This is a genomic window from Microbacterium sp. NPDC090014, assembly GCF_044748285.1.
Classification (GTDB): domain Bacteria; phylum Actinomycetota; class Actinomycetes; order Actinomycetales; family Microbacteriaceae; genus Microbacterium.
The window spans coordinates 246737-271951 of the sequence record NZ_JBIVFS010000001.1 but is presented as its reverse complement, the minus strand read 5'-3'; the positions used below and the strand labels follow the sequence as shown (position 1 = coordinate 271951).

The 25215-nt window shown below is 68.6% G+C and carries 26 protein-coding genes; 20 read left to right on the top strand and 6 right to left on the bottom strand.

Annotated elements, in window-relative coordinates; translation table 11 throughout:
- The first annotated feature begins 62 nt into the window (after positions 1–62).
- Genes ACIPV5_RS01275 through ACIPV5_RS01265 form a run of 3 tightly spaced genes read left to right on the top strand, consistent with a single transcriptional unit; the run spans position 63 to position 4751 of the window.
- Positions 63–1421 (top strand): MFS transporter, encoded by a 1359-nt coding sequence (locus ACIPV5_RS01275; RefSeq protein WP_400339123.1) that lies wholly within the window; start codon positions 63–65, stop codon positions 1419–1421.
- Between the two features lie 28 nt (positions 1422–1449).
- Positions 1450–2694 (top strand): glycoside hydrolase family 1 protein, encoded by a 1245-nt coding sequence (locus ACIPV5_RS01270; RefSeq protein ID WP_400339120.1) that lies wholly within the window; start codon positions 1450–1452, stop codon positions 2692–2694.
- Positions 2694–4751: a hypothetical protein gene (locus ACIPV5_RS01265; protein WP_400339117.1), complete on the top strand. Its 2058-nt coding sequence runs from the start codon at positions 2694–2696 to the stop codon at positions 4749–4751. Before ACIPV5_RS01270 ends, ACIPV5_RS01265 begins: the two co-directional genes overlap by 1 nt.
- Positions 4752–4871: 120 nt before the next feature.
- On the opposite strand, the gene ACIPV5_RS01260 is transcribed toward ACIPV5_RS01265, so the two are convergent.
- On the bottom strand, positions 4872–5576 hold the full coding sequence (locus ACIPV5_RS01260) for a winged helix-turn-helix transcriptional regulator (RefSeq protein ID WP_400339114.1): 705 nt from the start codon (positions 5574–5576) through the stop codon (positions 4872–4874).
- A 90-nt stretch (positions 5577–5666) separates the two neighbouring features.
- Here ACIPV5_RS01260 and ACIPV5_RS01255 point away from each other — a divergent pair, with 90 nt between their 5' ends.
- Entirely contained in the window at positions 5667–6500 is an 834-nt protein-coding gene (locus tag ACIPV5_RS01255) for a class I SAM-dependent methyltransferase (RefSeq protein ID WP_400339111.1), read from the top strand.
- Between the two features lie 74 nt (positions 6501–6574).
- On the opposite strand, the gene hxlA is transcribed toward ACIPV5_RS01255, so the two are convergent.
- Positions 6575–7198, bottom strand: a complete 624-nt coding sequence (gene hxlA / locus ACIPV5_RS01250; protein WP_053098088.1) for a 3-hexulose-6-phosphate synthase — start codon at positions 7196–7198, stop codon at positions 6575–6577.
- Between the two features lie 46 nt (positions 7199–7244).
- On the bottom strand, positions 7245–7826 hold the full coding sequence (hxlB, locus tag ACIPV5_RS01245) for a 6-phospho-3-hexuloisomerase (protein ID WP_053098087.1): 582 nt from the start codon (positions 7824–7826) through the stop codon (positions 7245–7247).
- Between the two features lie 94 nt (positions 7827–7920).
- On the opposite strand from hxlB, the gene ACIPV5_RS01240 reads away from it, so the two are divergent.
- Positions 7921–8748 (top strand): LuxR C-terminal-related transcriptional regulator, encoded by an 828-nt coding sequence (locus ACIPV5_RS01240; protein ID WP_400339108.1) that lies wholly within the window; start codon positions 7921–7923, stop codon positions 8746–8748.
- A gap of 102 nt (positions 8749–8850) precedes the next feature.
- A complete protein-coding gene (locus tag ACIPV5_RS01235) occupies positions 8851–9168 on the top strand; it encodes a DUF2277 domain-containing protein (protein WP_053098085.1) in 318 nt (105 codons plus the stop codon).
- 7 nt (positions 9169–9175) lie between these two features.
- On the opposite strand, the gene ACIPV5_RS01230 is transcribed toward ACIPV5_RS01235, so the two are convergent.
- On the bottom strand, positions 9176–9778 hold the full coding sequence (locus ACIPV5_RS01230) for a TetR/AcrR family transcriptional regulator (protein ID WP_400339104.1): 603 nt from the start codon (positions 9776–9778) through the stop codon (positions 9176–9178).
- Between the two features lie 94 nt (positions 9779–9872).
- Here ACIPV5_RS01230 and ACIPV5_RS01225 point away from each other — a divergent pair, with 94 nt between their 5' ends.
- The 5 genes from ACIPV5_RS01225 to ACIPV5_RS01205 all read left to right on the top strand — a co-directional run bounded on the left by ACIPV5_RS01225 (position 9873) and on the right by ACIPV5_RS01205 (position 13531).
- Positions 9873–10499, top strand: coding sequence for a stage II sporulation protein M (locus tag ACIPV5_RS01225; protein ID WP_157557453.1), 627 nt, complete (start codon positions 9873–9875; stop codon positions 10497–10499).
- 122 nt (positions 10500–10621) lie between these two features.
- Positions 10622–11449, top strand: a complete 828-nt coding sequence (locus ACIPV5_RS01220; protein WP_053098083.1) for a DUF4397 domain-containing protein — start codon at positions 10622–10624, stop codon at positions 11447–11449.
- The gene (locus tag ACIPV5_RS01215) at positions 11449–12114 is read left to right on the top strand and encodes a class F sortase (RefSeq protein WP_400339102.1); all 666 of its coding nucleotides are present in this window, start codon (positions 11449–11451) and stop codon (positions 12112–12114) included. The genes ACIPV5_RS01220 and ACIPV5_RS01215 overlap by 1 nt, the downstream gene beginning before the upstream one ends.
- A 33-nt stretch (positions 12115–12147) precedes the next feature.
- Positions 12148–12708, top strand: coding sequence for an RNA polymerase sigma factor (locus tag ACIPV5_RS01210; protein WP_150115128.1), 561 nt, complete (start codon positions 12148–12150; stop codon positions 12706–12708).
- Positions 12692–13531 carry an anti-sigma factor gene (locus ACIPV5_RS01205; protein ID WP_400339099.1) on the top strand — a complete coding sequence of 280 codons (840 nt, stop codon included), beginning with the start codon at positions 12692–12694 and terminating at the stop codon, positions 13529–13531. The genes ACIPV5_RS01210 and ACIPV5_RS01205 overlap by 17 nt, the downstream gene beginning before the upstream one ends.
- Before the next feature lie 50 nt (positions 13532–13581).
- Here the strand turns inward: ACIPV5_RS01205 and ACIPV5_RS01200 are convergent, their stop codons facing one another.
- Positions 13582–14304 carry a FadR/GntR family transcriptional regulator gene (locus tag ACIPV5_RS01200; RefSeq protein ID WP_315985267.1) on the bottom strand — a complete coding sequence of 241 codons (723 nt, stop codon included), beginning with the start codon at positions 14302–14304 and terminating at the stop codon, positions 13582–13584.
- Between the two features lie 128 nt (positions 14305–14432).
- Here ACIPV5_RS01200 and ACIPV5_RS01195 point away from each other — a divergent pair, with 128 nt between their 5' ends.
- The 9 genes from ACIPV5_RS01195 (at position 14433) to ACIPV5_RS01155 (ending at position 24268) form a co-directional block, all read left to right on the top strand.
- The gene (locus ACIPV5_RS01195) at positions 14433–16031 is read left to right on the top strand and encodes an ABC transporter substrate-binding protein (RefSeq protein WP_400339096.1); all 1599 of its coding nucleotides are present in this window, start codon (positions 14433–14435) and stop codon (positions 16029–16031) included.
- Between the two features lie 75 nt (positions 16032–16106).
- On the top strand, positions 16107–17063 hold the full coding sequence (locus ACIPV5_RS01190) for an ABC transporter permease (protein ID WP_295101175.1): 957 nt from the start codon (positions 16107–16109) through the stop codon (positions 17061–17063).
- Between the two features lies 1 nt (position 17064).
- Entirely contained in the window at positions 17065–19119 is a 2055-nt protein-coding gene (locus ACIPV5_RS01185) for a dipeptide/oligopeptide/nickel ABC transporter permease/ATP-binding protein (protein ID WP_400339093.1), read from the top strand.
- On the top strand, positions 19116–19916 hold the full coding sequence (locus tag ACIPV5_RS01180; RefSeq protein ID WP_400339091.1) for an ABC transporter ATP-binding protein: 801 nt from the start codon (positions 19116–19118) through the stop codon (positions 19914–19916). Before ACIPV5_RS01185 ends, ACIPV5_RS01180 begins: the two co-directional genes overlap by 4 nt.
- A 15-nt stretch (positions 19917–19931) precedes the next feature.
- Positions 19932–20879 (top strand): dihydrodipicolinate synthase family protein, encoded by a 948-nt coding sequence (locus ACIPV5_RS01175; RefSeq protein WP_400339088.1) that lies wholly within the window; start codon positions 19932–19934, stop codon positions 20877–20879.
- 14 nt (positions 20880–20893) lie between these two features.
- Positions 20894–21877, top strand: coding sequence for an ROK family protein (locus tag ACIPV5_RS01170; RefSeq protein ID WP_400339085.1), 984 nt, complete (start codon positions 20894–20896; stop codon positions 21875–21877).
- Entirely contained in the window at positions 21874–22557 is a 684-nt protein-coding gene (locus ACIPV5_RS01165) for an N-acetylmannosamine-6-phosphate 2-epimerase (RefSeq protein ID WP_400339082.1), read from the top strand. The genes ACIPV5_RS01170 and ACIPV5_RS01165 overlap by 4 nt, the downstream gene beginning before the upstream one ends.
- Positions 22557–23333 carry a glucosamine-6-phosphate deaminase gene (gene nagB / locus ACIPV5_RS01160; RefSeq protein WP_072592067.1) on the top strand — a complete coding sequence of 259 codons (777 nt, stop codon included), beginning with the start codon at positions 22557–22559 and terminating at the stop codon, positions 23331–23333. The genes ACIPV5_RS01165 and nagB overlap by 1 nt, the downstream gene beginning before the upstream one ends.
- Positions 23330–24268, top strand: a complete 939-nt coding sequence (locus tag ACIPV5_RS01155) for a DUF4862 family protein (protein ID WP_400339080.1) — start codon at positions 23330–23332, stop codon at positions 24266–24268. The genes nagB and ACIPV5_RS01155 overlap by 4 nt, the downstream gene beginning before the upstream one ends.
- An 18-nt stretch (positions 24269–24286) precedes the next feature.
- Here ACIPV5_RS01155 and ACIPV5_RS01150 read toward each other — a convergent pair whose 3' ends face one another.
- Complete coding sequence (locus ACIPV5_RS01150) at positions 24287–25210, bottom strand: DUF1295 domain-containing protein (RefSeq protein WP_400339078.1); 924 nt, start codon at positions 25208–25210, stop codon at positions 24287–24289.
- Between the last annotated feature and the right edge of the window lie 5 nt (positions 25211–25215).

The window sequence follows — 25215 nt, the reverse complement described above, 5'->3', positions numbered from 1 at the left end:
CGACCCCGCACCTTCACCAGACACCCGCACACACGCCACGCACGCCAGACAAAGGAGTCACCATGAGCACCGACGACCACACCGCACCGGGGACCACCCCTGTGACCGCAGGAGTCAGCGACCCGCTGCTGAACGCAGCGACCGTCCCCGAGGAGCCGGTCTTCACCGAGACAGGCACCCTCATCGTGCGCGAGAGGGTGAGCAGAGCCTTCATCGCCCTCCTCGCACTCGGCCTGTTCGGCACCTACCTCGCATTCGTCACCCCGATCGCCATCTCGCTCGCTCTGCGGGTCAACGTCCTCGCGCCCGAAAACCCGGAGTACCTCGGTCTGCTGCTCGGCATCGGCTCGCTCGCCGCGCTGCTGGTCGGGCCGCTGGGTGGGCAGCTGAGCGACCGCACAAGATCACGCTTCGGGCGCCGCCGTCCCTGGCTCATCGGCGGTGTACTGCTCGGACTCGTCGGTCTCACCGTGATGGCTCTCGGCCCGAACGTCCTCGTGCTGGGTCTCGGGTGGATCATCGCCCAGATCGGTCTGAGCCAGGCCGCCAACCTCTTCACGACGATTCAAGCCGACAAGCTGCCCGAGTCGCAGCGAGGACGCGTCGCCGCGATCACCGGGTTCGTGACGATGGTCGCGCCTGTGGTCGGTGCGGTGGTCGGCGGTCGATTCGCCACTCAGCCGTTCCTCCTCTTCCTCGTCCCCGGTGCCGTCGCGCTCGTCTTCGTCTTCGTCTTCGTGCTGTTCTACAAGGACGCCGACAGTCGTTCGCTGACCTTCGACGGACCCCTCTCGGTGAAGGGCGTGCTCTCGGGGTACGTCTTCAACCCGAAGCGCTACCCCGACTTCGCCTGGAACTGGTTGGGCCGCTTCCTGTTCTTCTTCGGGCTCACGCTCAACACGACCTACACGGCTTACTTCTTCGCACAGCGCCTGGACATTCCCGTCATCGAGATCGGCGACACCGTCGCGACCGTCGGCCTGATCGGCATCCTGGGCACCATCGTGGGAGTCTTCGCCGGTGGGTTCCTGTCTGACAGGCTTCGTCGTCGTAAGCCGTTCGTCCTGGGCTCCGCGATCCTGTTCGGGATCGGAGCCATCGTCATGGTCCTCGCGCCCGACTTCACGCTGCTCATCATCGGCTCGCTGCTGACGAACCTGAGCATCGGGGTCTTCTCGGCGGTGGATCAGGCGCTGTTCCTCGACGTGCTTCCCGAAAGGGACACCGAAGCGGGTCGCTTCGTCAACATCACGCAGTTCGCCACCACCATCCCCCAGGCGCTGGCGCCACTCGTCGCGTCCGGTGTCCTGACGCTGATCGCCACGGAGGGAGGACCGAACTATTCGGTGCTCTATGTGGCTGCAGCCGTGCTCGTCGTGATCGGTGGATTCGTCATCCTCCGCGTCAAGTCCGTCCGCTGAATCGCTATACGCACGAAGGATCTCCGAGATGACCGACACCGCCTCCGCGTTCCTCTGGGGTGCGGCGACTGCGCCGCACCAGGTCGAGGGCAACAACGTCAACAGCGACTGGTGGCTCTATGAGCAGCTGATGCCGCACTTCGGCCTGAGCGGCGACGCGGTCGACAGCTATCACCGGTATGAAGAAGACATGCGGCTGTTGGCGGATGCCGGTCTCACCGCCTACCGCTTCGGCATCGAATGGTCGAGGGTCGAACCGATCGCGGGAGAGTACTCACGAGCGGCGCTGGCACATTACCGCCGCATGATCGACACCGCACAAGGGCTCGGTCTCACGCCCGTCGTCACCCTTCACCACTTCACGAGTCCGCGCTGGTTCGTCGAAGAGGGCGGGTGGCTGGGGGACACCGCCATCGACCGGTTCGCGGCCTATGTGACCCGGGTCGTGGATATCCTCGACGGCGTCGACTGGGTGTGCACGATCAACGAGCCCAACATGCTCGCCCTGATGGTGCTGATGTCGCGATCGATCAACCCGGACGCCGTACCGTCGTTCATCACCCCCACGGTGCAGCCGGGCGAAGGGTTCGTGCTTCCCCGTCCGTCTCTCCACGTCGGTGAACGGCTCGTCGAGGCTCACCTCGCTGCGCGCGCCGTGCTGAAGGAGCGCACCAGCGCCCGGGTCGGATGGACGCTGGCGAATCTCAATCTGTGGGCGAAGCCCGAGAACGAGGTGTACCTCGAGGCCGAGCGTCACGCACGGGAGGATCTCTATCTCCGAGCGGCGCGCGACGATGACTTCATCGGTGTGCAGGCCTACTCGACGCAGGAGATCGATGCGCAGGGATTCGTGGCGGCGGAGCCGGGACCGGAGAACACGCTGGTCGGAACCTACTACCGTCCGGATGCTCTCGAATCGGCCGTGCGGCACGCCTGGGAAGTGACCGGCGGCGTGCCGATTCTCGTGACCGAGAACGGGCTGGCTACGGCCGACGACGATCGTCGAATCGCATACACGACAGGGGCGCTCCGCGGACTGGCCACCGCGATCGATGACGGTATCGATGTGCGCGGTTATCTGCACTGGTCTCTGCTCGACAACTTCGAATGGGGCCACTGGGAGCCGACGTTCGGTCTCATCTCCGTCGATCGAGAGACTTTCACGCGCACACCGAAACCGAGTCTGGCGTGGTTGGGCGAAGTCGCCGCGAGCGATGGGGGCGCGATCGGCATCGGTTTCCCTCGGGCGCGCCTGGCGGAGGGAGCGCGCTGATGGGCGTCGCGATCAACCGGCGCGAGGTCGTGAGCCGTCACGACGTCACCGTCAGCACGCCCGACCCCGAGCACGTTCTCACGGTCGGCAACGGCGACTTCGCCTACACCGCCGACATCACGGGCATGCAGACGTTCACGGCGTTCCACGATCAGTCCCTGGCGGTCAGGGAGGGCCGAGTCGCGGTCAACACGGCGACGATGAGCTCCTGGGGATGGCACGAGATGCCCAACCCCGAGGGTTTCGTCCTCGACGACGCGATGTCCGAGCACCTCACCCGCCGAGGAGCTGTGCGTTACCCCGACCGCCACGACATGGAAGGTGCGATGCGCGGCCAGGTCGCTGACGAGAACCGGGCCGGCGCTTGGTTGAACGCGAACCCGCAGCGGCTGGATCTCGGTCGCATCGGCTTCGCGTTCGACGACCCGGCAACGGGCCCTGAGGCGCTGCGGGACACGCGGCAGACGCTCGACCTGTGGTCAGGGGTCATCCGCTCGGCATTCGTCTTCGACGGGCAACCCGTATCCGTTCAGACGGTGTCGGCCCCCGACGAGTCGCTCGTGGCCTTCCGCATCCACTCTCCGCTGATGGGCGACGGACGGCTGAGGGTCGCGCTGCGTTTCCCCTACGCACATCCGGGGTTCTTCCAGACCTCCGACTGGTCCTCGCCGGAGCGCCACGAGTCCGCCCTCGAGTCGACTGATCTCGGTGCCCGGATCATCCGCACCCTCGATGACACGGCCTATGGGGTCGAACTCGGTTTCACCGGTGGCAGCATCAGTCGGATCGCAGCTCATGCGTTCGAGCTGCGATCCGACGGCGACGATCTCGACCTCATCGTCCGCTTCACCGAGGAGAGCGCCCGAGAACTGCCCACCTTCGACGAGGTGGCCTCGGCCTCGGCGCTCTCGTGGGAGCGCTTCTGGAACTCGGGCGCCGCGGTCGACTTCGCCGGAACGGACGATGCTCGCGCTGCAGAACTCGAACGCCGGATCGTGCTCTCGCAGTACCTCACAGCCGTGAACTCCGCTGGAGTGATGCCGCCGTCGGAGACCGGACTCATCACCAACTCCTGGTCGGGCAAGTCACATCTGGAGATGCACTTCTGGCACGCCGCGCACTTCGCGACCTGGGGTCGCCCCGAGCTGCTCGAACGCAGCCTCGGGTGGTATCGCGCTATCGCCGACCGGGCGCGGGCGACTGCCGACGGGCAGGGCTATCCGGGGATCCGTTGGCCCAAGCAGGTCGGCCCGGAGGGGAGGGAGAGCCCCGACCCGATCGGCTCTTTCCTCGTCTGGCAGCAGCCGCACGTGCTCTACCTGCTGGAGCTCGTGTGGAGAGCGTCGGACGCGGTGAAGCGCGCCGCGCTGATCGACGAGTTCGGCGATCTCGTCGTGGGCACTGCGGAGTTCATGGCCGCTTTCGCAGAAGAGCGTGGCGGCCGTTTCCACCTGCTCGCGCCGCTCATGCCGGCGCAGGAGTTCTATGACGTGACCACCACCGAAGATCCCACGTACGAGCTCGCGTACTGGTGGTGGGGGCTGGAGATCGCCCAGCGGTGGCGCGAGCGTGCGGGTGAACCTCGACGAGAGGACTGGTCCGCCGTGCAGAACGGACTGACAACGCCTCATGTCGAGAACGGGCGCTACACGGCCATCGCCACCGCGCCGTACCTTCGTCGCGACGATCATCCGTCGTTGCTGGCCGCGTTCGGAGTGCTGCCATCGACGCCTGTGATCGACCCGAGCATCATGCGCGCGACGCTCGACGACGTCCTGCGCACATGGGAGTGGCCGTCGGCGTGGGGGTGGGACTTCCCGGTGCTCGCCATGACCGCCTCCCGGCTCGGATTGGCCGACGTCGCCATCGATGCGCTGATGCGCGACGAGGTGAAGAACCGATTCACCGCGGTCGGGCACAACAGTCAGATGGGTTCGATCCTCCCGATCTACCTGCCAGGCAACGGCTCGCTTCTCGCCGCCGTCTCGATGCTCGCCACGCACGGGTTCCCACCGACGTGGACCGTCGCCACCGAAGGCTTCTCTCCATGGCCGTGAATGACAGCATCCGTCCCGGTGAGGTCTGGCTCGACACGACGGGTGCGCTGATCCAGGCCCACGGCGGTTCGGTGCTCGACGAGAACGGCACGTTCTACTGACACGGCGAGACCAACGCCCTTAGGCGCTCGCGCCCGCCACCACCGGCGCGCCCACCCGCGGCACCGCGGCATATCCCGGGCGGATGAACCACGACGGCAGCGCTCGCCGCAGGTCGTTCGGGCCGGTCGCGGTGGCGTCTTCGGCGAGCAGCAGCGTCGTCCATTCGATGTCCCCGCGCCAGAACCGGGTCAGCGCTCGGAGCGTGCAGCGCACTTCGACCGACACGTCGTACCCGGGGTCGGCGTCGCACACGTCGGCCTCGCCGTCGTGGATCACCAGCCACCACCGGCGCTGCGCCGGCCTCGCGTCCGTGAAATGCAGTGCGATCACCGTGCGCGCATCGGGGACGGTGCCGTGATCGACATTGCGGTGCATGTCCCACAGCAGCAGCTTGGGGTCGAGGTCGGCGTCTCCGAGCTCGCCGATCCAGCGCACCCCCCACGCCGAGAGCTGTTCGACGACCGGACGCAGTTCGGCACCCGCGACGGTGAGCACGTAGCGGACGTCAGCACCCTGGGCGATCCGCTCGATGAGGCCGGCACGCTGCAGCTGGTCGAGTCGATGGGACAGCAGCGTCGGCGACATGCGGGGGAGGCCGCGGCGTAGCTCGTTGAAGTGCTCGGTGCCGAGCAGAAGCTCACGCAGCAGGAGCATCGTCCACCGCTCGTCCAGCAGCTCCATCGCCTTGGCGACGGGGCAGAACTGGTAGTAGGGGGCGCCCACGGACCTCACGATAGACCCGGTACAGATCGGATACTAGAGCGGTCTGCGCGGGGTTCGTAGCGTGAGGATCACAAGGCAGAGGAGCCCACCATGAACACCACCACCACCGACCTCCAGGCCGACGCCGACCGCGCGCTGAAGGCGAAGCACAGAGTCGTCTGGGCGCTCGGCGACTATTCGGCCGTCGCGCGCGAAGTGATCCCCGAACTCGGTCGGGTGCTCGTCGCCGAGAGCCGCATCGGGCCGGGCGATCGCGTGCTCGACGTCGCCGCCGGCACCGGCAACGCGTCGATCGAAGCTGCGCGCACCGGTGCATCCGTGGTCGCGAGCGACCTCACGCCCGAGCTGCTCGAGATCGGCAGGCAGGATGCTGCACGGCAGGGCGTCGAACTCGCCTTCGAGGAGGCGGATGCCGAGGCGCTGCCCTATGCGGACGACTCTTTCGATGCCGTGCTCTCGTGCGTCGGCGTGATGTTCGCGCCGCATCACGAGGTGGCGGCCGGCGAGCTGACGCGGGTGGTACGCGCCGATGGACGGCTGGCGTTGATCAACTGGACGCCCGAGGGGTTCGTCGGACAGTTGTTCGCCACGCTGAAGAAGTTCGTCCCCGCGCCGCCTGCCGGTGTGCAGCCGCCGCCGCTCTGGGGTGACGAGGAGCACGTACGCGCCCTCCTAGGAGACCGCGTGGCCGAGCTGTCGACGCAGCGTCGGCAGCTGTCGGTCGACAGGTTCGCGTCGGGTGCGGAGTTCCGGGACTTCTTCCGGGACTTCTACGGCCCGACCGCGGCGGCGTACCGAGGCATCGGCGACGACGAACAGCGGCGAGCAGAGCTGGATGATGCGCTCGCCGACCTCGGCGATCGTCACCTCGCGGACGGTCGGATGCCGTGGGAGTACCTGCTCGTGACGGCCCGCGTCGTCTAGAGCGGCGCCGTCGGGGCGTTCGACGCACTAAGGGCCGACCGGGCATCGCCGGTCGGCCCCTCTCTGTGCGGTCGTCAGCTGATCGCGGCGCGCAGCTCGGCGGCGGCGTCTCCGACGTTCTCGGCGCTGTAGATCGCGCTGCCCGCGACGGCGACCTGCGCCCCGGATGCCTGGACGGCGGCGATGCTCGAGGCGTTGACGCCGCCCGCGACGGAGAAGGCGACGCCGGATGCGGTGCCGTCGGTGAGCAGGCTGTCGAGCGAGTAGCCGTCCTGCGCCTGCTCGTCGAGACCCGCGTGCATCTCGACGAACTCGGCACCGAGGCCGATGACCTGCTGCGCGCGGGCGGGCTTGTCGGCGACGCCGATCAGATCCACGACGATGCCCTTGCCGTGCTTCTTCGCGGCCTTCACCGCGCCGGTGATCGTGCTGTCGTCGGCCACGCCGAGCACCGTCACGAGATCCGCACCCGCGCCGAAGGCGATGTCGGCCTCGAGTTCACCGGCATCCATGGTCTTGAGGTCCGCGAAGATCACCTTGTCGGGGTGGGCGCTCTTCAGGGCGGTGATCGCCGAGAGGCCTTCGCTCTTGATCAGCGGGGTGCCGAGCTCGAGGATGTCGACGTGCGCGGCCGCGGCGGCGGCGAGCTCGAGGGCCTTCTCGGTGCTGAGCGTGTCGATGGCGAACTGCAGTTTCATGGGTGTTCCGTTCGTTCTGCGGGGTGGATGGTGGGGCGGCAGCCGCTCATTCCAGGTTCGCGTGGCGCGGCCAGAGGTCGTCGGCGCTGGTGCCCTGGCGCTGCCAGAGGGCGTGGAAGAGCCCGTCGCCGATGACGACGACCGCCTGCTCGAACAGGCTCGCCGCGTACTGGTGCGAGGCGTCGGCCGTGCGGTCCAGCTTCTGGGCGGCAGGCACCCGCACGACGACGTCGGCGAGCTCTGACAGGGGCGACGTTGCTGCGGTCGTGAGCGCGCCGATGCGCGCCCCGACCGACGAGGCGCGCTGCGCGGCTCGCACGATCGATTCCGTCGTTCCCGACCCGCTCGCCGTCAGCAGCAGGTCGTCGGCCTCGATTGCCGGAGTGGTGGTGTCGCCCACCACATGCACGTCGAGTCCCAGGTGCATGAGGCGCATCGCGGTCATTCGCAGGGCGAGCCCTGAGCGGCCGGCTCCGAGCACGAAGACGCGCCGGGCATCGACGACGAGGTCTGCCAGATCGATGAGCTGATGCGCGTTCGCGACGCTCGTGCGCTCCGCGACGCGGAGCAGCTCGTTGGCGATGAGGGAGATGGCGGCGCCGGGCGACATCGTGGCGGTGAGAGGCATGTCTCCACTCTTGCGATCGCGCGACCTTCGGGCGCTCCCGCCTCGGGACCGTTCCACCTACCCGAAGGGAGAGGGACGAATAGAGTAGGTGATCATGAGCATCGAAGAGCATGCTGGGTCGGCGGGATCACGCCGACTGGCCGCAGACCACGCGCTCGCCCTCGCCGAGCAGCGGGACCGCTACGCCCTCACCCTCGAATCCCTGCTCGCGACGCTGCGCTCGCAGCGGCTCGACGACCGGGCGGCACGCACGATCGCGGTCGATGTCGCGGCCGGTGCACTGGTCGGACTGCGGACGCACAACGATGAGCAGGGAGCAGGACTCGAGCCGGTGACGGGCGCCTTCGAGCGTCTGCGCGGCGATCTGCGCCCGCTCGTGCGATACAGCGAACTCGACGTGCAGTTCGTCGAGCCCCCGGCCAACGGCCGCGCGCTCCCCGGGGTGATCGCCCACTCGGCGCGCTCGATCGTGAGAAGCACCGTGCTGGCGATCGTCGACCGCGGAGAGACGCGACGCGTGCGCATCCAATGGGACTGCGACGGATTGAACCTGCTGATCGCGATCCGCGATGATGGCCGAGGAGACCTGACGACGCACGACGACGCACTTCGCCCGATCGCCGAGCAGGTCTCTGCACTGTCAGGCGACCTGTCGGTGGCCTCGACACCCGGATGGGGGTCGGAGGTCGGCATCCGCCTTCCTCTCGATCCACCGGCCGAGCCGGGCGATCTGCCGGATGCGATCGACGCCAGCCCGCGAGAGCGCGATGTGCTGCGACTGGTGTCGGCGGGGCGCCGCAACCGCGAGATCGCCGAGACGCTGAACGTGAGCGAGAACACGGTGAAGTTCCATGTTTCGAACCTGCTGCGCAAGTCCGGCGTCGCGTCGCGCGTCGAACTGGCCGCCATCGCCCGCGGCTGACCACCCCTCCGGGTGGGGCTGGGCCTGCTCGGAAGGATAGGTGGGGAAGTCGTCGGTCCGATGCCTCTTGACTCCGGCGCTCAGCGCTCTACCCTGGCAGGCATGTGCCGCAACATCGTTCCTCTGAACAACCTCGCCCCGCCGGCCACCGATGACGAATGCCATGAGGCCGCAGTGCAGTTCGTGCGCAAGATCTCGGGTGCGAACGCCCCCTCCCGCGCCAACAGGGAGGTGTTCGACCGTGCTGTCGCTGAGATCGAGAAGTCGGTGCGACATCTGCTCGATGACCTCGTCACGACCGCACCCCCGAAGGACCGCGACGAGCAGCGCGAGAAGCGACAGGCTCGCTCAGCCGAGCGGTACGAGGCGATCCGGGTCTTCCAAGAGGCCAAGCGCGCGGCGAAGGCGGCGGCGGACTGAGCCCTCGCTAGTCGTCGCGGAACACGGCATCGACCGCCATCGTGAGCGTGTTCGTCTCGGATCCGAGGATCGATTCGTCCGAGGGGAGCGCCCGTTCGAGGGCGAGGCCGGCGAGGACGGAGTTGAGGAAACGCGCGCGCGTGGCGTTGTCTCCGGCCGGGAGTGAGCCTTCGTCTTCGAGGACGGACAGCCAGTGCTCGACCCTGCGCTGCCCTTCGCGCTCGATGGCCAGGTAGGCATCACGGAGTTCGTCCGTGAGCTCGGGTTCGATGAAGGTCCGGTGCAGGATCGTGGCTGCCTCGCGTGCCTGCGCCCCGACGCCTGACGGAGCGAGCACCTGCCTCAGACATGCGAGGAGCCGCTCCTTCGCGGTCAGCGACTCATCGTGGATCGGGTCGTCCGGTGCGATCACCTCGTAGACCACGCGGAGGACCTCGTCGAGCAGCGCCCGCTGCGTCGGGAAATGGAAGCGCAACGACCCGGTGCTCACGCCAGCCCGCGCTGCGACCGCGCGGACGCTGAGCTTCGCGCCGCGTGATTCGCCGAACATCGTGAGTGCCGCGTGCAGGATGCGGTCCTTCGTCGGCAGCATGCTCGGGTCGGCGGTCATCATCCCATTCTCCACGACCCCCGGTGACACAGTGTGTTAGCGTGGCGTGCGTCCCTTACTAACACACCGTGTTAGTCCATCGACGGGAGCACCCATGACACTCATCCGCAGGCCTTTCCAGATCATCCGCTCGAACCTCCGCGTCTACGCGCTTCTCAATGCGCTCGCCTACGGCACCTTCGCGATCGGCTTCATCCTCGGGCTGCTCTTCCCCGACCTGGTCGCCGGCCGCGCCCAGGCGCTGGAGGACGACGGCACAGCGAGCCTCGTCACCTCTCTGCTCAGCAGTCCCTGGCTCTTCGCGCTGACGATCCTGGCGGTCAACACCCTGCGGCTCGGCGCCCTCACGATCCTGCTGCCCTCGCTCGTCGTGCCGTTCCTCGGACTCGCGACGTTCGCGGTCTGGTCGGTGACGACCGGAGTGACCCTCGTGCCGACGACGCCGGAGGGGTGGGTCGCGCTGATCCCGCATTCGCTGACTCTCGTGATCGAGCTGCAGGCCTACATCCTTCTGCTGCTGGGCGCGTTCCTGCTGGGCCGGTACTGGGTTCGCCCACAGGCGATCGGTGCGCGGAATCGACGCGCGGCCTACCTGCGCGGACTCCAGCACATCGGCTGGCTGAGCCTGCCCGCCCTCGCGCTGCTCATCATCGGGGCGCTCTACGAGGCCTTCTCGCTGCTCTACTTCGTGTACCCGTTGCAGCAGTGGCTGCTCGGATAACCGGAACGGACATCGACACGGCGATCTGAGAAATCTTCATCCAGGTGCATCCAAACCCGGCGCTCCCGGAGAACAACTCCTATGAAGGGCCGCACAGGGCGGTCCGGGTACAGGAGGAACAGATGCGCAAGACAGTCGCCGCCGGCCTCGCCGTCGGAATGATCACCGCTCTCGGTCTGGCCATGCCGGCCGGCGCCGCCACCACCCAGGCCGCACAGCTCTCGGTGCTGCACGCGATCCCCGACACCCCCGTCGACGTGTACGTGAACGGCGAGCTCACCCTCGACGACTTCGCGCCGGGAGACCTCGCCGGACCGCTCGAGCTGCCCGCCGGTTCGTACGAGGTGGCGCTCACCGCTCCCGATGCCGCCGACGCCAGCGCGCCCATCCTCGGCCCGGCGACCCTCGCTCTCGAAGCGGGCGGGAACTACACCGCCGTGGCCCACCTGACCGAAGCGGGCGAACCCGGCCTCAACCTCTTCACCAACGACATCTCGCAGACGGCTCCCGGCCAGGGGCGACTCACCGTGCGTCACACCGCCGCGGCGCCCGCGGTGGACATCCTCGCGGGCGGATCGCCCGTGATCGAGAACCTTACGAACCCGAACGAGGCCAAGCTCGACCTCCCCGCGGGCACCGTGTCGGCCGCCGTCGCTCTGACCGGCACGACCGACCCGGTCATCGGTCCGGCAGACGTCGCGATCGAAGAGGGCGTCAACACGATCGTCTACGCGTGGGGCAGTGCCGAAGACGGCAACCTCGCGATCGCCGCTCAGACGATCTCGGGACTCCACTCGAACCCCGACGGAGTGCCCTCCGGCACCGCGGGCTACCTCGCAGAGCAGGATGCCTCGGCGAACGCCCTCCTCTCGGCGGGTCTCGTCGCCCTCGCGATCGCGACCGCCGTGGGTGCGGGCCTGATCGTCCGTCGCCGCCAGACGGTGCGCTGATGCTCCGAGGCACGCTGCGGACGGCCCGCCTGCGCCGCGTCATCATGACGTTCGGCGCCCTGGTCACCGCGGCGTACCTCGTGGCATGCACACCGGGAGGGGCGGGCGCGGATCTCCCTCCTTCCACGGAGTCGCCCCCCACGACTCCATCGCCCGTCCCTCCCACTCCCACGAGAGACGTCGCCGTGCGGCCGGGTGCTCTCCCCACCCCGACCGCATCCGTCGCTCCCGTGGGTCTGGCCATCCCGTCGCTCGCCATCGACATGCCGGTGACGGACGTCGGGGTGGCCGACACCGGACAGATGGAGCTGCCCGTCGACCCGGCCATCGCCGGCTGGTATCGATACGGAGCGGATGCCACGAGCACGAGCGGCCGGATTCTGATCGCAGCGCACGTCGACGCGATCGACTATCCGATCGGACCGCTCGCTCGCCTGCGGGACGTGCCCGCCGGCGAGACCATCCTCATCACGGCGGCCGACGGCACCAGCCGCGAGTTCGTGGTGCAGTCGCTGACCTACTACGAGAAGGCGGCACTGCCGACCGACGAGCTCTTCCAGCGTGGTGGCCCCTCGGCCCTGGTGCTGGTCACGTGCGGCGGACCTTTCGACAGCCAGACCGGGCACTACCGCGATAACGTGGTCGCGGTGGCGGTCCCGCGATGAGGCGGGGTGATCACCATGGAGAGGAGACTCCGGGTGGATGAGACCACCGAAGCCGAAGCGGCGCTCGACAGGCGCTTCGTCGCGGGCGACGAGCAGGCGCTCGCGGAGCTCTACCGGCGGTGGTCGCCGGTCGTCTTCACCCTGGCGCTGCGCTCGCTCGGCGATCGGGGGGATGCCGAGGATGTCACCCAGCGCACCTTCGTGTCGGCGTGGAACTCGCGTGCCGGATACGACTCGTCGAAGGCGCGACTGTCGACCTGGCTGATCACGATCGCGCGGCGCCGGATCGCCGACACGTTCGAGGCGCGCGCCAAGGTGCAGCAGCTGCAGGCCGAGATGGAACGACTCACTCCGCCCGACGCCCTCGTCTCCGAATCGATCGATCTGTCCGAGACGCTGCTGCTCTCGAGCGAGCTCCAGCAGCTCGCGCCGGATGCACAGGCCGTCATGCGACTGGCCTTCTACGATGACCTGACCCACGAAGAGATCTCACGCAGAATGGGGATGCCGCTCGGCACCGTGAAGAGCCATATCCGCCGAAGCCTTGCCCGCATGCGCGACCGATTGGAGGTGAACCGTGTCACATCTCGATGACGAGAAGATCGCCCTGATCGCGATGGGCGAACCGGCCGGATCCGACGCCGACATGGAACACCTCGTCGAGTGCGAGAACTGTGCCGCCGAGGTCGCTGCGATGTCGCGGGTGGCGCTCGTGGCGCGCTCCAGCGTCGTCGAGGGCGACCTGGAATCCCCGCCCGCCGACGTCTGGTCGAGGATCCACGGCGAACTCGGGCTGACCTCGGCGGTTGCTGCCGACCCGGCATCCGACGTCCACCCGCCCGAATCGGAATCGGAGTCTGCATCGGCACCGGCTGCATCGGCACCGGTCTCGGCGGCCGGTCCGGCGACCGCGATTGAGGCGGATGCTGCGGAAGCGGCTGCGCCGCGACACCGGGCTCGTGTCCGTCCACGCCGCCGCTCGTCGGCCACCATGTGGATCCTCGCCGCGTCGATGGCGCTCGTCGTCGCGATCGGCGCCGGAGTATGGATCGCCCGCACCCTCACGCCCTCCTCTGCCGTGATCGCCTCGGCCGAGCTCGCCGCGTTCCCCGACCACCCCGATGCGGAGGGACAGGCCCGGATCGACGACGACGGCGACGGCCGGCGCACGTTGACAGTGACCCTCGACGGCGACGAGCTCGTCGCCGGCGACTACCGCGAGGTGTGGCTGATCCGCGAGGACGGGCAGGCGCTGATCAGCCTCGGGGTGCTCGACGAGTCCTCGGGCACGTTCCGCGTCCCCGACAGCGTGGACCTCGACGAGTACCGCCTGGTCGACATCTCCTTCGAGCCGGTCGACGGCGATCCTGCGCACTCGGGCGATTCGATCGTGCGCGGCGAGCTCGACTTCGCGTGAGAGGCGCTCCTCCGTCCCCGTAGCTCCACGAGCGCGCCGTGGCTCTGGGTTCAGGCGCGCGCAGCGCCGGCCTGTGCGAGCACGCGCTGCAGCGGACGGTAGTGCTCGATCACCGCCTCGCGATACGCGTCGACGTCGCCTGCTCGGACGGCGGCGAGCATGTCGCCGTGCGCGACCGCAGTCTGGTGGATGTCATCGGGCTGATCGATGTCGAGCTGGGGCAGTACGGCCGTGTGCACATCCCAGAAGGCGCCGACGAGCTGGCCGACGAGTCGGTTGCCGATCGCGTCGAAGAGCTTAGTGTGGAACAGGCGGTCGGCCTCGAGGAAGTGCTCGCCTCGGCTCGCCTTGTCGACCATCTCGGCGACGAGCTCATCGAGCTCTCCACCCTCGTCGACCTGGGCGGCCGCGACGACGCGCTCGGCCATCGAGAGGTCGAGAGCCAGGCGCACCTCGACCACCTCGCGCAGAGACTGGAGGGATCCTTCGGGTGAGAGGACCCCTCGGAAGACCAGCGCCTCGACCATCGGATCCAGCGACATCGCGCCGACGTAGGTGCCGTGGCCGTGCCGGACATCGACGATGTCGAGCGTCGACAGGGTGCGGATCGCCTCCCTGACCGACGAGCGCGACACATCGAGCTCTTCGCAGAGCTCGGTCTCGGTCGGGAGCGGATCGCCGGGGGTCAGCCCGCGGGCGATGATGAGCTGCTTGATCTGATCCGCCGTCGTCGAGCGCCGCATCCGCGATGCCCTACTCGTGGTGGACTTCATCTGGTCTCCCTCTCGTCCCGACGCAAACGCTCTGATCATCTCACTCTTGTGATTCGATCGAACGTGTGTTTAGAGTACATCAGACATCAGATGTCCTCAAGATGTCCCCCACCCACCCTGGAGCACACATGAACCGACACGTCACCCGCCGCCGTGCGGGTCGATTCACGACACTGATCGCTGGCACCGTCGCCGCGTCGGTCGTCCTCGCCGGCTGCGCGGCCGGCGCGACCCCGGCAGCCGACGAGAGCGCATCCGCCGGCGACATCGACGCGGACGCGATCATCGAAGCGGGCATCTCGTACACGCTGAACGGCAGCTTCGACCCGATGGTGGCCTCCGGCGCCGTCACGGTCTCGGCGAACTGGCATGTCTTCGAAGGCCTGGTCGACCTCGACCCCGTCACGCAGGAGGCGGCGCCCGCGCTGGCCGCGGACCTCCCGACCCAGGTCGACGACACCACGTACGAGATCGATCTGCGCGAAGGAGCGACGTTTCAGAACGGCGACCCCGTCACTGCCGAGGATGTCGTCTTCAGCTACGAGCGGGTGCTGAACCCCGACAACAACTCACTGTTCCGCACCTTCATCGACTTCGTCGACACCGTCACCGCCGTCGACGAGGACACGGTGCAGATCACCACCGACTACCCGTTCTCGCTCATCAATGAGCGACTCGGCGTCGTCAAGATCGTTCCGAAGGCGGTCGTCGAGGCAGATCCCGAGGGCTTCGGAGCGAACCCCGTCGGCTCGGGCCCGTACTCGCTCGTCTCCGCCGTGCCCGAGGACAAGCTCGTCTTCGAGCGCTACGACGACTACAACGGCCCGCACCCGGCACTCGCTGCGGGCATGAACTGGAACCTGCTGTCCGACGCCTCCGCCCGAGTCACGGCGATGTCGACGGGCACGATCCAAGCCATGGAGGACGTGCCGTACATCGACGTCGACTCCCTGGCATCCGCGGCTGACGTCGAGAGCGTGCAATCCTTCGGGCTGCTGTTCATGATGTTCAACACGAAGGCAGCGCCCTTCGACGACGTACGCGTGCGCCAGGCGATGCACTACGCCCTCGACATGGACAAGATCATCGAGACCGGGATGCTCGGCAACGCGACCCCCGCGACCTCGTTCCTGCCCGAGACGTACCCGAACTACAACGAGGCCTCGACGGTCTACAGCTATGACCCCGAGAAGGCCGAGGAGCTGCTGGACGAAGCGGGCGTCGACGACCTGTCGATCACGCTGCTCACCACCGACACCGGCTGGGTGAAGGAGGTCGCGCCGCTCATCAAGGAGTCGCTCGACGCCATCGGCATCGACACCACGCTCGACATCGGGCAGTCGGCCGCCATGTACGAGAAGGTCGACTCCGGTGACTACACGGTCGCGATCGCACCCGGAGACCCATCGGTCTTCGGCGTCGACCCGGACCTGCTGATGAACTGGTGGTACGGCGAGAACGTCTGGACCCAGACCCGCACCAACTGGGCCGACTCGCCCGAGTACGCCGAACTGCGGACGCTCCTCGACTCCGCCGTGCGGCAGCAGGGCGACGAGCAGCAGGCCACGTGGGACGAGGCGTACGACCTGCTCTCCGACCAGGCAGTGCTCTACCCGCTGTTCCACCGCAAGCTGCCGACAGCGTGGAGCAGCCAGGAGCTGATCGGCTTCGCTCCCGTCCCCACCACCGGCCTGTCGTTCCTCGACGTCGGCGTGGCGGCGAAGTAGTCCCGGTCTCCACGGCGGGGGTGCGCGCCCGAGCGCATCCCCGCCACACCTCCCCGAACCTGGAAGGAGCGGCACGTGTCCAACACGCTCCGCCTCATCGGACGACGGCTGCTGCAGCTGCCGTTCATGATCCTCGGCATCACGTTCCTCGTCTTCTTCGTGATGTCGTTCTCGCCCGTCGACCCGGCACGCACCGCGCTCGGCGAGACCGCATCCCCGGAGGCGCTGCAGGCGTACCGGGAGCAGTACGGCCTCGATCAGCCGCTGCTCGTGCGCTACTTCACCTTCCTGGTGGGACTGCTGCAGGGCAACCTCGGCACCTACTCGGCGCGGAGCCTTCCGGTGATCGACGAGGTCGTCCGTGCGTTCCCCGTCACGCTGGCGCTGACCTTCCTCGGCCTCCTCATCGCCGTCATCGTCGCCTTCGTGATCGGCGTCCTCGCCGCCGTCTATCGTGACCGCTGGCCCGACCAGCTCATCCGCATCATCGGGGTGGCGTCGCTGTCGACGCCCTCGTTCTGGCTCGCGATCCTGCTCATCCAGCTCTTCACCCTCGGGCTGAACGTGCTGCCCGCGTCCGGTCCCCTGCCCGATCCGTGGGCCGACCCGGCAGGGTGGCTCGCCCGCATGGCGCTGCCGGCCATCGCGCTCGCCGTTCCGGTGATCGGTCAGCTGTCCCGGGTCGTACGCACGTCGATGGTCGAAGAGCTCGACCGAGACTACGTGCGCACAGCACTCGGCGCCGGGATCCCGCGCACGATCGTCGTCGGCCGCAACGTGCTGCGCAATGCGCTCATCACGCCTGTGACCGTGCTCGGTCTGCGCATCGGCTACCTCATCGGCGGGGCGGTGGTGATCGAGATCATCTTCGCGATCCCCGGCATGGGCACGCTGATCCTCAACGGCGTGACCAACAACGAACCCAATCTCGTGCAGGGCGTGACTCTCGCAGTGTCACTGGCCTTCGTGGTGATCAACATCATCGTCGACCTCCTGTACGTGCTCATCAATCCCCGAATCCGGGCGGTGTGACATGCGACGCAAACTGACTGAACGACTCTCGCTTCCGGGGCTCCGCTTCGGCGGGCTGTCCCTCGGCTCCCTGATCTGCATCGTGGTGCTCGCGGTGATCGCCCTGGCGGCGATCGCTGCGCCCCTGATCGCACCGTTCGATCCGCTGGCCTCCGGCGCCCCGGTGCAGCCGCCGAGCGCGGAGCACTGGTTCGGCACCGACCGCCAGGGCCGCGACATCTTCTCCCGACTGGTGTACGGCGCCCGGTACTCCCTGGTGATCGGGCTCGGCGCGACCCTGGTCGCACTCGCCGCGGCCTGCGTGTTCGGCACCATCGCCGCCACCGCCCCTCGGTGGATCTCCGAGACCCTCATGCGGGTGATGGACGTGGTGATGTCCTTCCCGGGCATCGCGCTCGCCGCGGTGTTCGTGGCGGTGTTCGGCAAGTCGCTGCCGGTGCTCGTGCTCACGATCGCCTTCCTCTATGTGCCGCAGCTCACCCGCATCATCCGCGCGAACATCCTCGATCAGTACGGCGAGGACTACGTCTCAGCCGTGCGCGTCATGGGCGCGGGCACTCCGAGGATCATCGCCAAGCACGTCGCCCGCAACGCGATGGCCCCGGTGCTCGTCTTCGCGACCGTGCTCGTCGCCGACGCGATCGTCTTCGAGGCGTCGCTGTCGTTCCTGCAGGCCGGCGTGCCCGACCCCGAGCCGTCGTGGGGCAACGTGATCGCCGCCGGTCGCAACCTGCTGATGAGCGGGGCGTGGTGGGCGACTTTCTTCCCCGGCATCCTCATCATGCTGACGGTGCTCTGCCTCAACATCCTCTCCGAGGGGATGACCGATGCGATGGTGTCGCCGCGGGCACGAAAGATCACCGCCGATGCCGCGAACACCGAGGAGTCGACGCACGAGCTCGAAGAGGCCGCCGCAGGCCACGACGACACGAATGTGATCGTCACGGTCGACACCGCCGTCAATCTCTCCGTTCCGAGCGGCGTGCCGGACGTGCTGGTGCCGGTGGCACCCGCGGTGCCTCTCTCCGAGCGGCTCGCCGTTCTGCGGCAGCGCGAGCTCTCCCGCACCGATCGGCTCGTCTACGCGGGCGACGAGACCCCGTTGCTCGATGTGCAGGACCTCTGCATCTCGTTCCCGCGGCACGGTGACGTCGACGTGGTCGACCATGTCAGCTTCACGGTGCGCCCCGGCGAGACCATGGCGCTGGTGGGCGAGTCGGGCTGCGGCAAGTCGATCACCTCGCTGGCCATCATGGGCCTGCTCGACCCGAAGGCCGACGTTCGAGGACGCATCCTCTTCGACGGCCAGGATCTGCTGCAGATGACCCCGAAGCGACGCAACGCGCTGCGGGGCCACGACATCGCGATGATCTACCAGGATGCGCTGAGCTCGCTGAACCCGGCGATGCTCATCCGCTCGCAGATGAAGCAGCTCACCTCGAGGGGTGGCACCCGCACGGCCGAGGACCTCCTCGAGCTGGTGGGACTCGACCCCGCGCGCACGCTCGCCTCATATCCGCACGAGCTGTCGGGAGGTCAGCGGCAGCGCGTGCTGATCGCGATGGCGCTCACCCGCGACCCGCGCCTCGTGATCGCCGACGAGCCGACCACGGCTCTCGACGTCACGGTGCAGGCGCAGGTCGTCGAGCTGCTGATGCGGCTGCAGCGCGAGCTCGGCTTCGCTCTCGTCTTCGTCTCGCACGACCTCGCGCTCGTCGCAGAGCTCACCCACCGCATCACGGTGATGTACGCGGGGCAGGTCGTCGAGCAGGGCACGACCCGAGAGATCCTGACGCAGCCGGTGCACGAGTACACGCAGGGTCTCCTCGGCGCCGTGCTGTCGATCGAGGCGGGGTCCGACAGGCTCCACCAGGTCTCCGGCGTCGTCCCGTCTCCGCGCGACTTCCCCGCCGGCGACCGCTTCGCTCCTCGCTCGTCCGACCCGACCCGCTATGCGGGGGTCGAGCCGGTGCGTCGACGGATCGAGGGAACCGACCATTACTACGCCGCGCATCCCGACGATGCGCCCATCGACGCGATCGGAGCAGGACGATGAACGACACCGTCATCGAGCTCGAGGACGTGCACGTCCGCTACAAGACACGTGCGTCGTCGCTGTTCCGGCCGAAGTACGTCGACGCCCTCGCCGGTGTCTCGCTCACCGTGAAGCGGGGGCAGACCCTGGGGATCGTGGGGGAGTCGGGCTCGGGCAAGTCCACCTCCGCCAAGGTGCTGGTCGGCCTCGAGAAGCCCACGAGCGGCCGGGTCGTCTTCGACGGCGAGACCGTGACGTCGTTCACCCCGGCGGTGCGCCGACGGCTCGGCCGCATCCTGTCGGTCGTGTTCCAAGACCCGGCGACGGCCCTGAACGCTCGGATGACCGTGCGCGATGCGCTGCTGGACCCGATGCAGGTGCACCGGATCGGCACGACCTCGAGCCGTGACCGCAAGGTACGCGATCTGATCGGACTCGTGGGGCTCCCGGCCTCGGCACTCGAGGCACTGCCCAGCCAGCTCTCGGGTGGTCAGCGTCAGCGTGTCGCGATCGCCCGGGCACTGGTGCTGGATCCGCAGGTCATCGTCGCCGACGAACCCACCTCGGCGCTCGACGTCTCGGTGCGCGCTCAGATCCTCAACCTCCTCACCGACCTGAAGGAGCAGCTCGGGCTCGGCATGGTCTTCATATCGCACGACATCCAGACCGTCCGCTACCTCTCAGACGAGATCGCCGTGATGAACCGGGGGAGGGTCGTCGAGTTCGGCGATGCCGCCCGCGTGTTCGAGGCGCCCTCCGACGACTACACCAGAACGCTGCTGGGCGCCGCGCCCTCGCTGCTCGAACCGACCAACTGAAACGACCGGAACACAATGACTGCTGCATCCTCCTCCGTCACCTTCACCGGTGTCATCCCGCCCGTCGCCACCCCGCTGCTGCCCGACGGCACGATCGACCACGTCTCGCTCGAGCGTCTCGTCGAGCGACTGATCGCCGAGGGTGTCTCGGGTCTGTTCGCGCTCGGGTCGACGGGCGAGACCGCCTACTTCACCGACGACCAGCGCGTCGAGCTGCTCACCACGATCGTCAGGGTGAACGCCGATCGGGTGCCGATCATCGCCGGTGCGATCGAGCTGACTGCTCCCCGCATCATCGAGACCGCGCGTCGTCTGGTGGCGGCCGGGGCAAGGGCGATCGTCACGACGGCACCGCTCTACACTCTGAATTCCGCCGCAGAGGTCGCCGATCACTTCCGGGCGATCGCCGCGGCGATAGACGTGCCGCTGTGGGCGTACGACGTGCCCGTGCGGGTGCACTCCAAGCTCGGCATCGACCTGCTCGTGCGACTCGGCGCCGAGGGAGTCATCCACGGGGTCAAGGACTCCTCGGGCGATGACGTCTCGTTCCGCCGTCTGATCGCCGCGAACGACGCCGCCGGGCGTCCGCTGCAGCTGCTCACCGGTCATGAGGTCGTCGTCGACGCGATGGCGCTGGCCGGAGCCGACGGCGTGGTGCCGGGCTTCGCGAACGTCGAGGCCGCGGGCTACGTCAGGCTGTGGGATGCCACGCAGCGCGGCGACTGGGCGGAGGCGCGCACCGAGCAGGAGCGCATCAACCGCGCGTTCGACATCGTCTTCGCACCGCAGGGCCTCTCGGGTGACGCGACCGGAGTGGGCGCGTTCAAGGCCGCCATGCACGCCCGCGGCATCATCGACCACGCGACGATGGCCGACACCGTGCAGTCGCTCGATGCCGACACCGTCACGCGCATCCGTCAGATCCTCTCGGAGCAGGGGATGCTGCCGGTCGTCGTCTCCTGATGGCGCATCGTCTCGTGCCAGCGCATCATGTCGGATCAGCGCATCATGTCGGATCAGCGGAGTCGCGCGAGGTGGTGCTGGCGGTGGACATCGGCGGCACGAAGATGTCGGCGGCCCTCGCCGATCGTGGCGACATGCTGCTGTGCACCGAGACGGCGCCCACGCGAGCAGCGGAAGGACCGGCGGCGGTCGTCTCGACCGTCGCCGGTCTGGCGCAGAGACTTCTCGACGGATCACCCGCGCGTCTCTCGGGCGTCGGGATCGGCGCGGCCGGGGTCGTGAACGCCGTCACCGGCACGATCGTCTCGGCGACCGACACCTTCGCCGACTGGCCGGGCACCCCCGTCGCCGAGCTGGTGCGCGAGGCGCTGGGCGACCTGCTGGTGCCCCGCGCCCCGGTCGTCGTGCAGAACGACGTCGACGCGCATGCCGAGGGCGAGTACCGGCACGGGGCGGCGGCCGGTGCGGCCAGCGTGCTCGTCGTCGCCGTGGGAACCGGTGTCGGGGCGGGGCTCATCCTCGACGGCAGCGCCGTGCGCGGCGCACACCACGTCGCCGGCGAGATCGCCCACCTGCCGACCCCGGGGGCCGAGCATCTGCGCTGCCCCTGCGGTCGCATGGGGCATCTCGAGGCCATCGGCTCCGGCATCGGTCTGCACGCGCACTTCCGGTGGCTGGGCGGGGATCCGCACATCATCGACGCCCGCGGGGTCGCAGCCGCCGCAGCCGACGGCGACCCGATCGCCATCCGTGCAATCGGAGAGTCCGCCGCTGCCGTCGGGCGCGCGCTCGCCGGCGCCGCGACCATCCTCGACCCGGAGCGCATTGTGATCACCGGGGGAGTGCCGAAGATCGGCGACGCATGGTGGACGCCGATGCTGAGCGCGTACGCGGACGACGCCATCGATGCACTGCAGTCCACTCCGATCCTGCCGGGCGCGCTCGGTGACGACGCGCCCCTGCGGGGCGCCGCAGCATCCGCCTGGAGGGCGATATGACATCCATCGACATCCTCGACCGGCTGCGAGGGGGCCTCATCGTCTCGTGCCAGGCCTACCCCGGCGAGGCGATGCGCGATCCCCGCACCATGGCGCAGGTCGCGCAGGCGGCGGTCGTCGGCGGAGCCGCCGGCATCCGGGTGCAGGGCCTCGACGACATCAGAGCCGTCGCCGGGATGACCGTGCCGGTGATCGGGCTCTGGAAGGACGGCGACGCCGACGTCTTCATCACCCCGACGCTCGAGCACGCCAAGGCGGTCGCTGACGCAGGTGCCGACATCGTCGCGATCGACGGGACCCGCAGGCCCAGGCCGGACGGCAAGAGCCTCGCCGAGACGGTCGCGGCGCTCCGCGAGCACACGGACGCCCTGATCATGGCCGACTGCGGCTCGCTCGACGACGCCCTGGCGGCCGAGCGGGCCGGCGTCGACATCCTCGGCACGACGCTCTCGGGCTACACGGCCGAGCGCCCGAAGACCGAGGGGCCGGATCTCGAGCTGATCTCGCTCCTCGCCGCCCGCTGCAGCACCCCGATCATGGCGGAGGGGCGGATCCACTCGCCTGCGCAGGCGGCTGCAGCGGCCGCCGCCGGGGCGTTCGCCGTGTGCGTCGGCACCGCGATCACCCACCCGGCGACCATCACGTCATGGTTCGTCGCCGCACTCACCGAGGAGAGCTGATGGACGTCGTCATCGCACCCGAAGCCCAGATCGGCGAGATCGTCGCCGACGACATCGCCGCCCTGATCGCAGCTCGGCCGGATGCCGTGCTCGGCCTCGCGACGGGATCGAGTCCGCTGCGCATCTACGACGCGGTCGCCGAGCGCGTCGAGCGCGGGGAGCTCTCCCTCGCGCGCGCTCGGGGGTTCATGCTCGACGAGTATGTCGGACTGCCCCTGGGACATCCGTGCCGCTACAGCACGGTGATCGACGAGGACTTCGTCTCGCGCGTGGATCTCGCCCCCGGCGCGGTGCGCGGGCCGGACGGTGACGCCGCTGATCTCGACGCGGCGTGTGCCGGCTACGAGAAGTCGATCCGCGATGCCGGCGGTGTCGACCTGCAGATCCTGGGCATCGGCACGGACGGGCATATCGCGTTCAACGAGCCCGGCTCGTCGCTGGCGTCGAGGACCCGAGTGAAGACGCTCACCGCACAGACCCGTGAAGACAACGCCCGTTTCTTCGGCGGCGACGTCGACGCGGTGCCGTATCACTGCCTCACGCAGGGGCTCGGCACGATCATGGACGCGCGACGCATCGTGCTCGTCGCGACCGGTGAGGCGAAGGCAGAGGCCGTCGCGCAGCTCGTCGAAGGGGCGGTGTCGGCCCGATGGCCCGCGACGATCCTGCAACACCACCGACGCGTCACCGTGCTCGTCGATGACGCGGCCGCGTCGCGGCTCGCGCTCGCCGAGTACTACCGGCACACTCAGGCGCACCGCCACCTGGTGTCATGAACGAGCCGCTCGCACCGCTGCTGGTCAGCTCCTACGCGGTGTCTCCCGCGCACGCGACCTGGGATCCCGATCTCGAGGCCGAACTCCTGCCCGCGCTCTGCGCGCTGCCCGATGTCGTAGGGCTCGAGGTGCCGTGGATCGGGGGCCTGCACCCTCATGATCCGGGGTGGTTCCTGCGCCACGTGCCTGCCGCGGCCGAGCTCGCGGTGACCCCGCTGCCATGGGTGATGAAGCGGTGTGCGGCCGACGCCCGCTACGGCATCGCCTCCCCGGATGAGGACGGGCGTCGCGCCGCCATCGCCGACCTGCGCGCAGTCGCCCGAGACGTGCGGCGGATCGACCACGACACCGATGCGTCGGTCGCTCTGGTCGCGCTCCACACCGCTCCGCAAGGGGGAGGAGATCGAGCGCATCTGGCGGCATCGCTCGCCGAGATCACCGGATGGGACTGGGCGGGAGCGCGGCTCGTCATCGAGCACTGCGACGCCGCGGTGCCGGGTCACCCGTGGGAGAAGGGCTTCCTGACGCTGGACGACGAGCTCGGCGCGATGCTCTCGGTCGACGCTCCGCTGGCGCTCTGGCTGAACTGGGGGCGCTCGGTGATCGAGACGCGCGACGCCGACGCGGTGACCGGGCAGATCGCGGATGCGGCGGCGACCGGTCGGCTCGCCGGGCTGACGTTCTCGGGGTCGGCAGCGATCGACGGCCCCTATGGCCCAGCCTGGACGGACGGGCACCTGCCGCTCGCGGCAGCGGATCCCGCATCCGGTTCGCTGTTGGATGCGGCCCATGCCGCCGCCGCGCTCGCCTCCGCCGGTCAGGTCGAGCGACTCGGGCTGAAGGTCAGTCGACGGCCGGGAGACACGACGGCGGAAGATGTCATCCGGACGGTCGACGACAATCTGCGCGCGTTGAGGGCGGCTGCCCGCGCGTGAAACGGGTCTCCGCGCTTTCTACGCAGCACGCTCCCGCACGGCAGGCCGGGTGAGGCGCGGGATCAACGATGGCGTGTTCTCGCGGTACTCGACGTAGTCGGCGCGGTCGCCCCACTTCTTCTCGGCGCGCGCTTCGAGCAGTGGGATGCCGCTCACGCGGGTGAGCAGCAGGATCACGAACAGCGGCGACAGGATCGCGACCCACTGCCACCCGCCGAGCACGGGTGCGGCGGTCAGGAACACGCCCACCCAGATGACGATCTCGCCGAAGTAGTTCGGGTGCCGCGAGCGCGACCACAGGCCGGTGCGGATGAACTCGTCCTTGTTCTTCGGGTCGGCGCGGAACGCCGACTTCTGCGCGTCGGCGACGATCTCGATGGTCATGCCGAGCAGCCACACGACGATGCCCACGACGGTCAGCCATCCGATGGGCGCTCGTGCCGCAGCATCCGTGCTGATCGCGATCCATGCCGCAGCCGCCGTGATCGACACCCACGCACCCTGGATCACCCACACCTGCAGGAAGCGCACCGGCGATCCCTTGATCTCGTCGAAGCGGCCGTCGGATCCGGCCTTGTGCACGCGCATCGCGAGGAACGATCCGAGGCGTGCCGCCCACAGGATCACCATCGCCGCGAGAATCCAGCTGCGGGCATCTGGCATGGGCGTCATCAGCACGAGGGCCACGGAGATGGCGAGGAAGGTGAGGCTGCCGGTGAGGTCGAAGAACCGCTCGGTGCGCAGAAGCATCGCGGGGATGAAGGCGAGGATCTGGATCGCGAAGGCCGCGGCGACGGCGATGGCGAACAGCGGGATGCCGCCGACGGTCGCGCCGCCCTGGCTGCCGGCAAGTGCGACGAGGGCGCCGATGACGAGGGCGACGATGATCGCGATCAGCGAGGACCGGGATGACTTCGGTGCGGAGGAAGTGGGGGAGGACATGATGT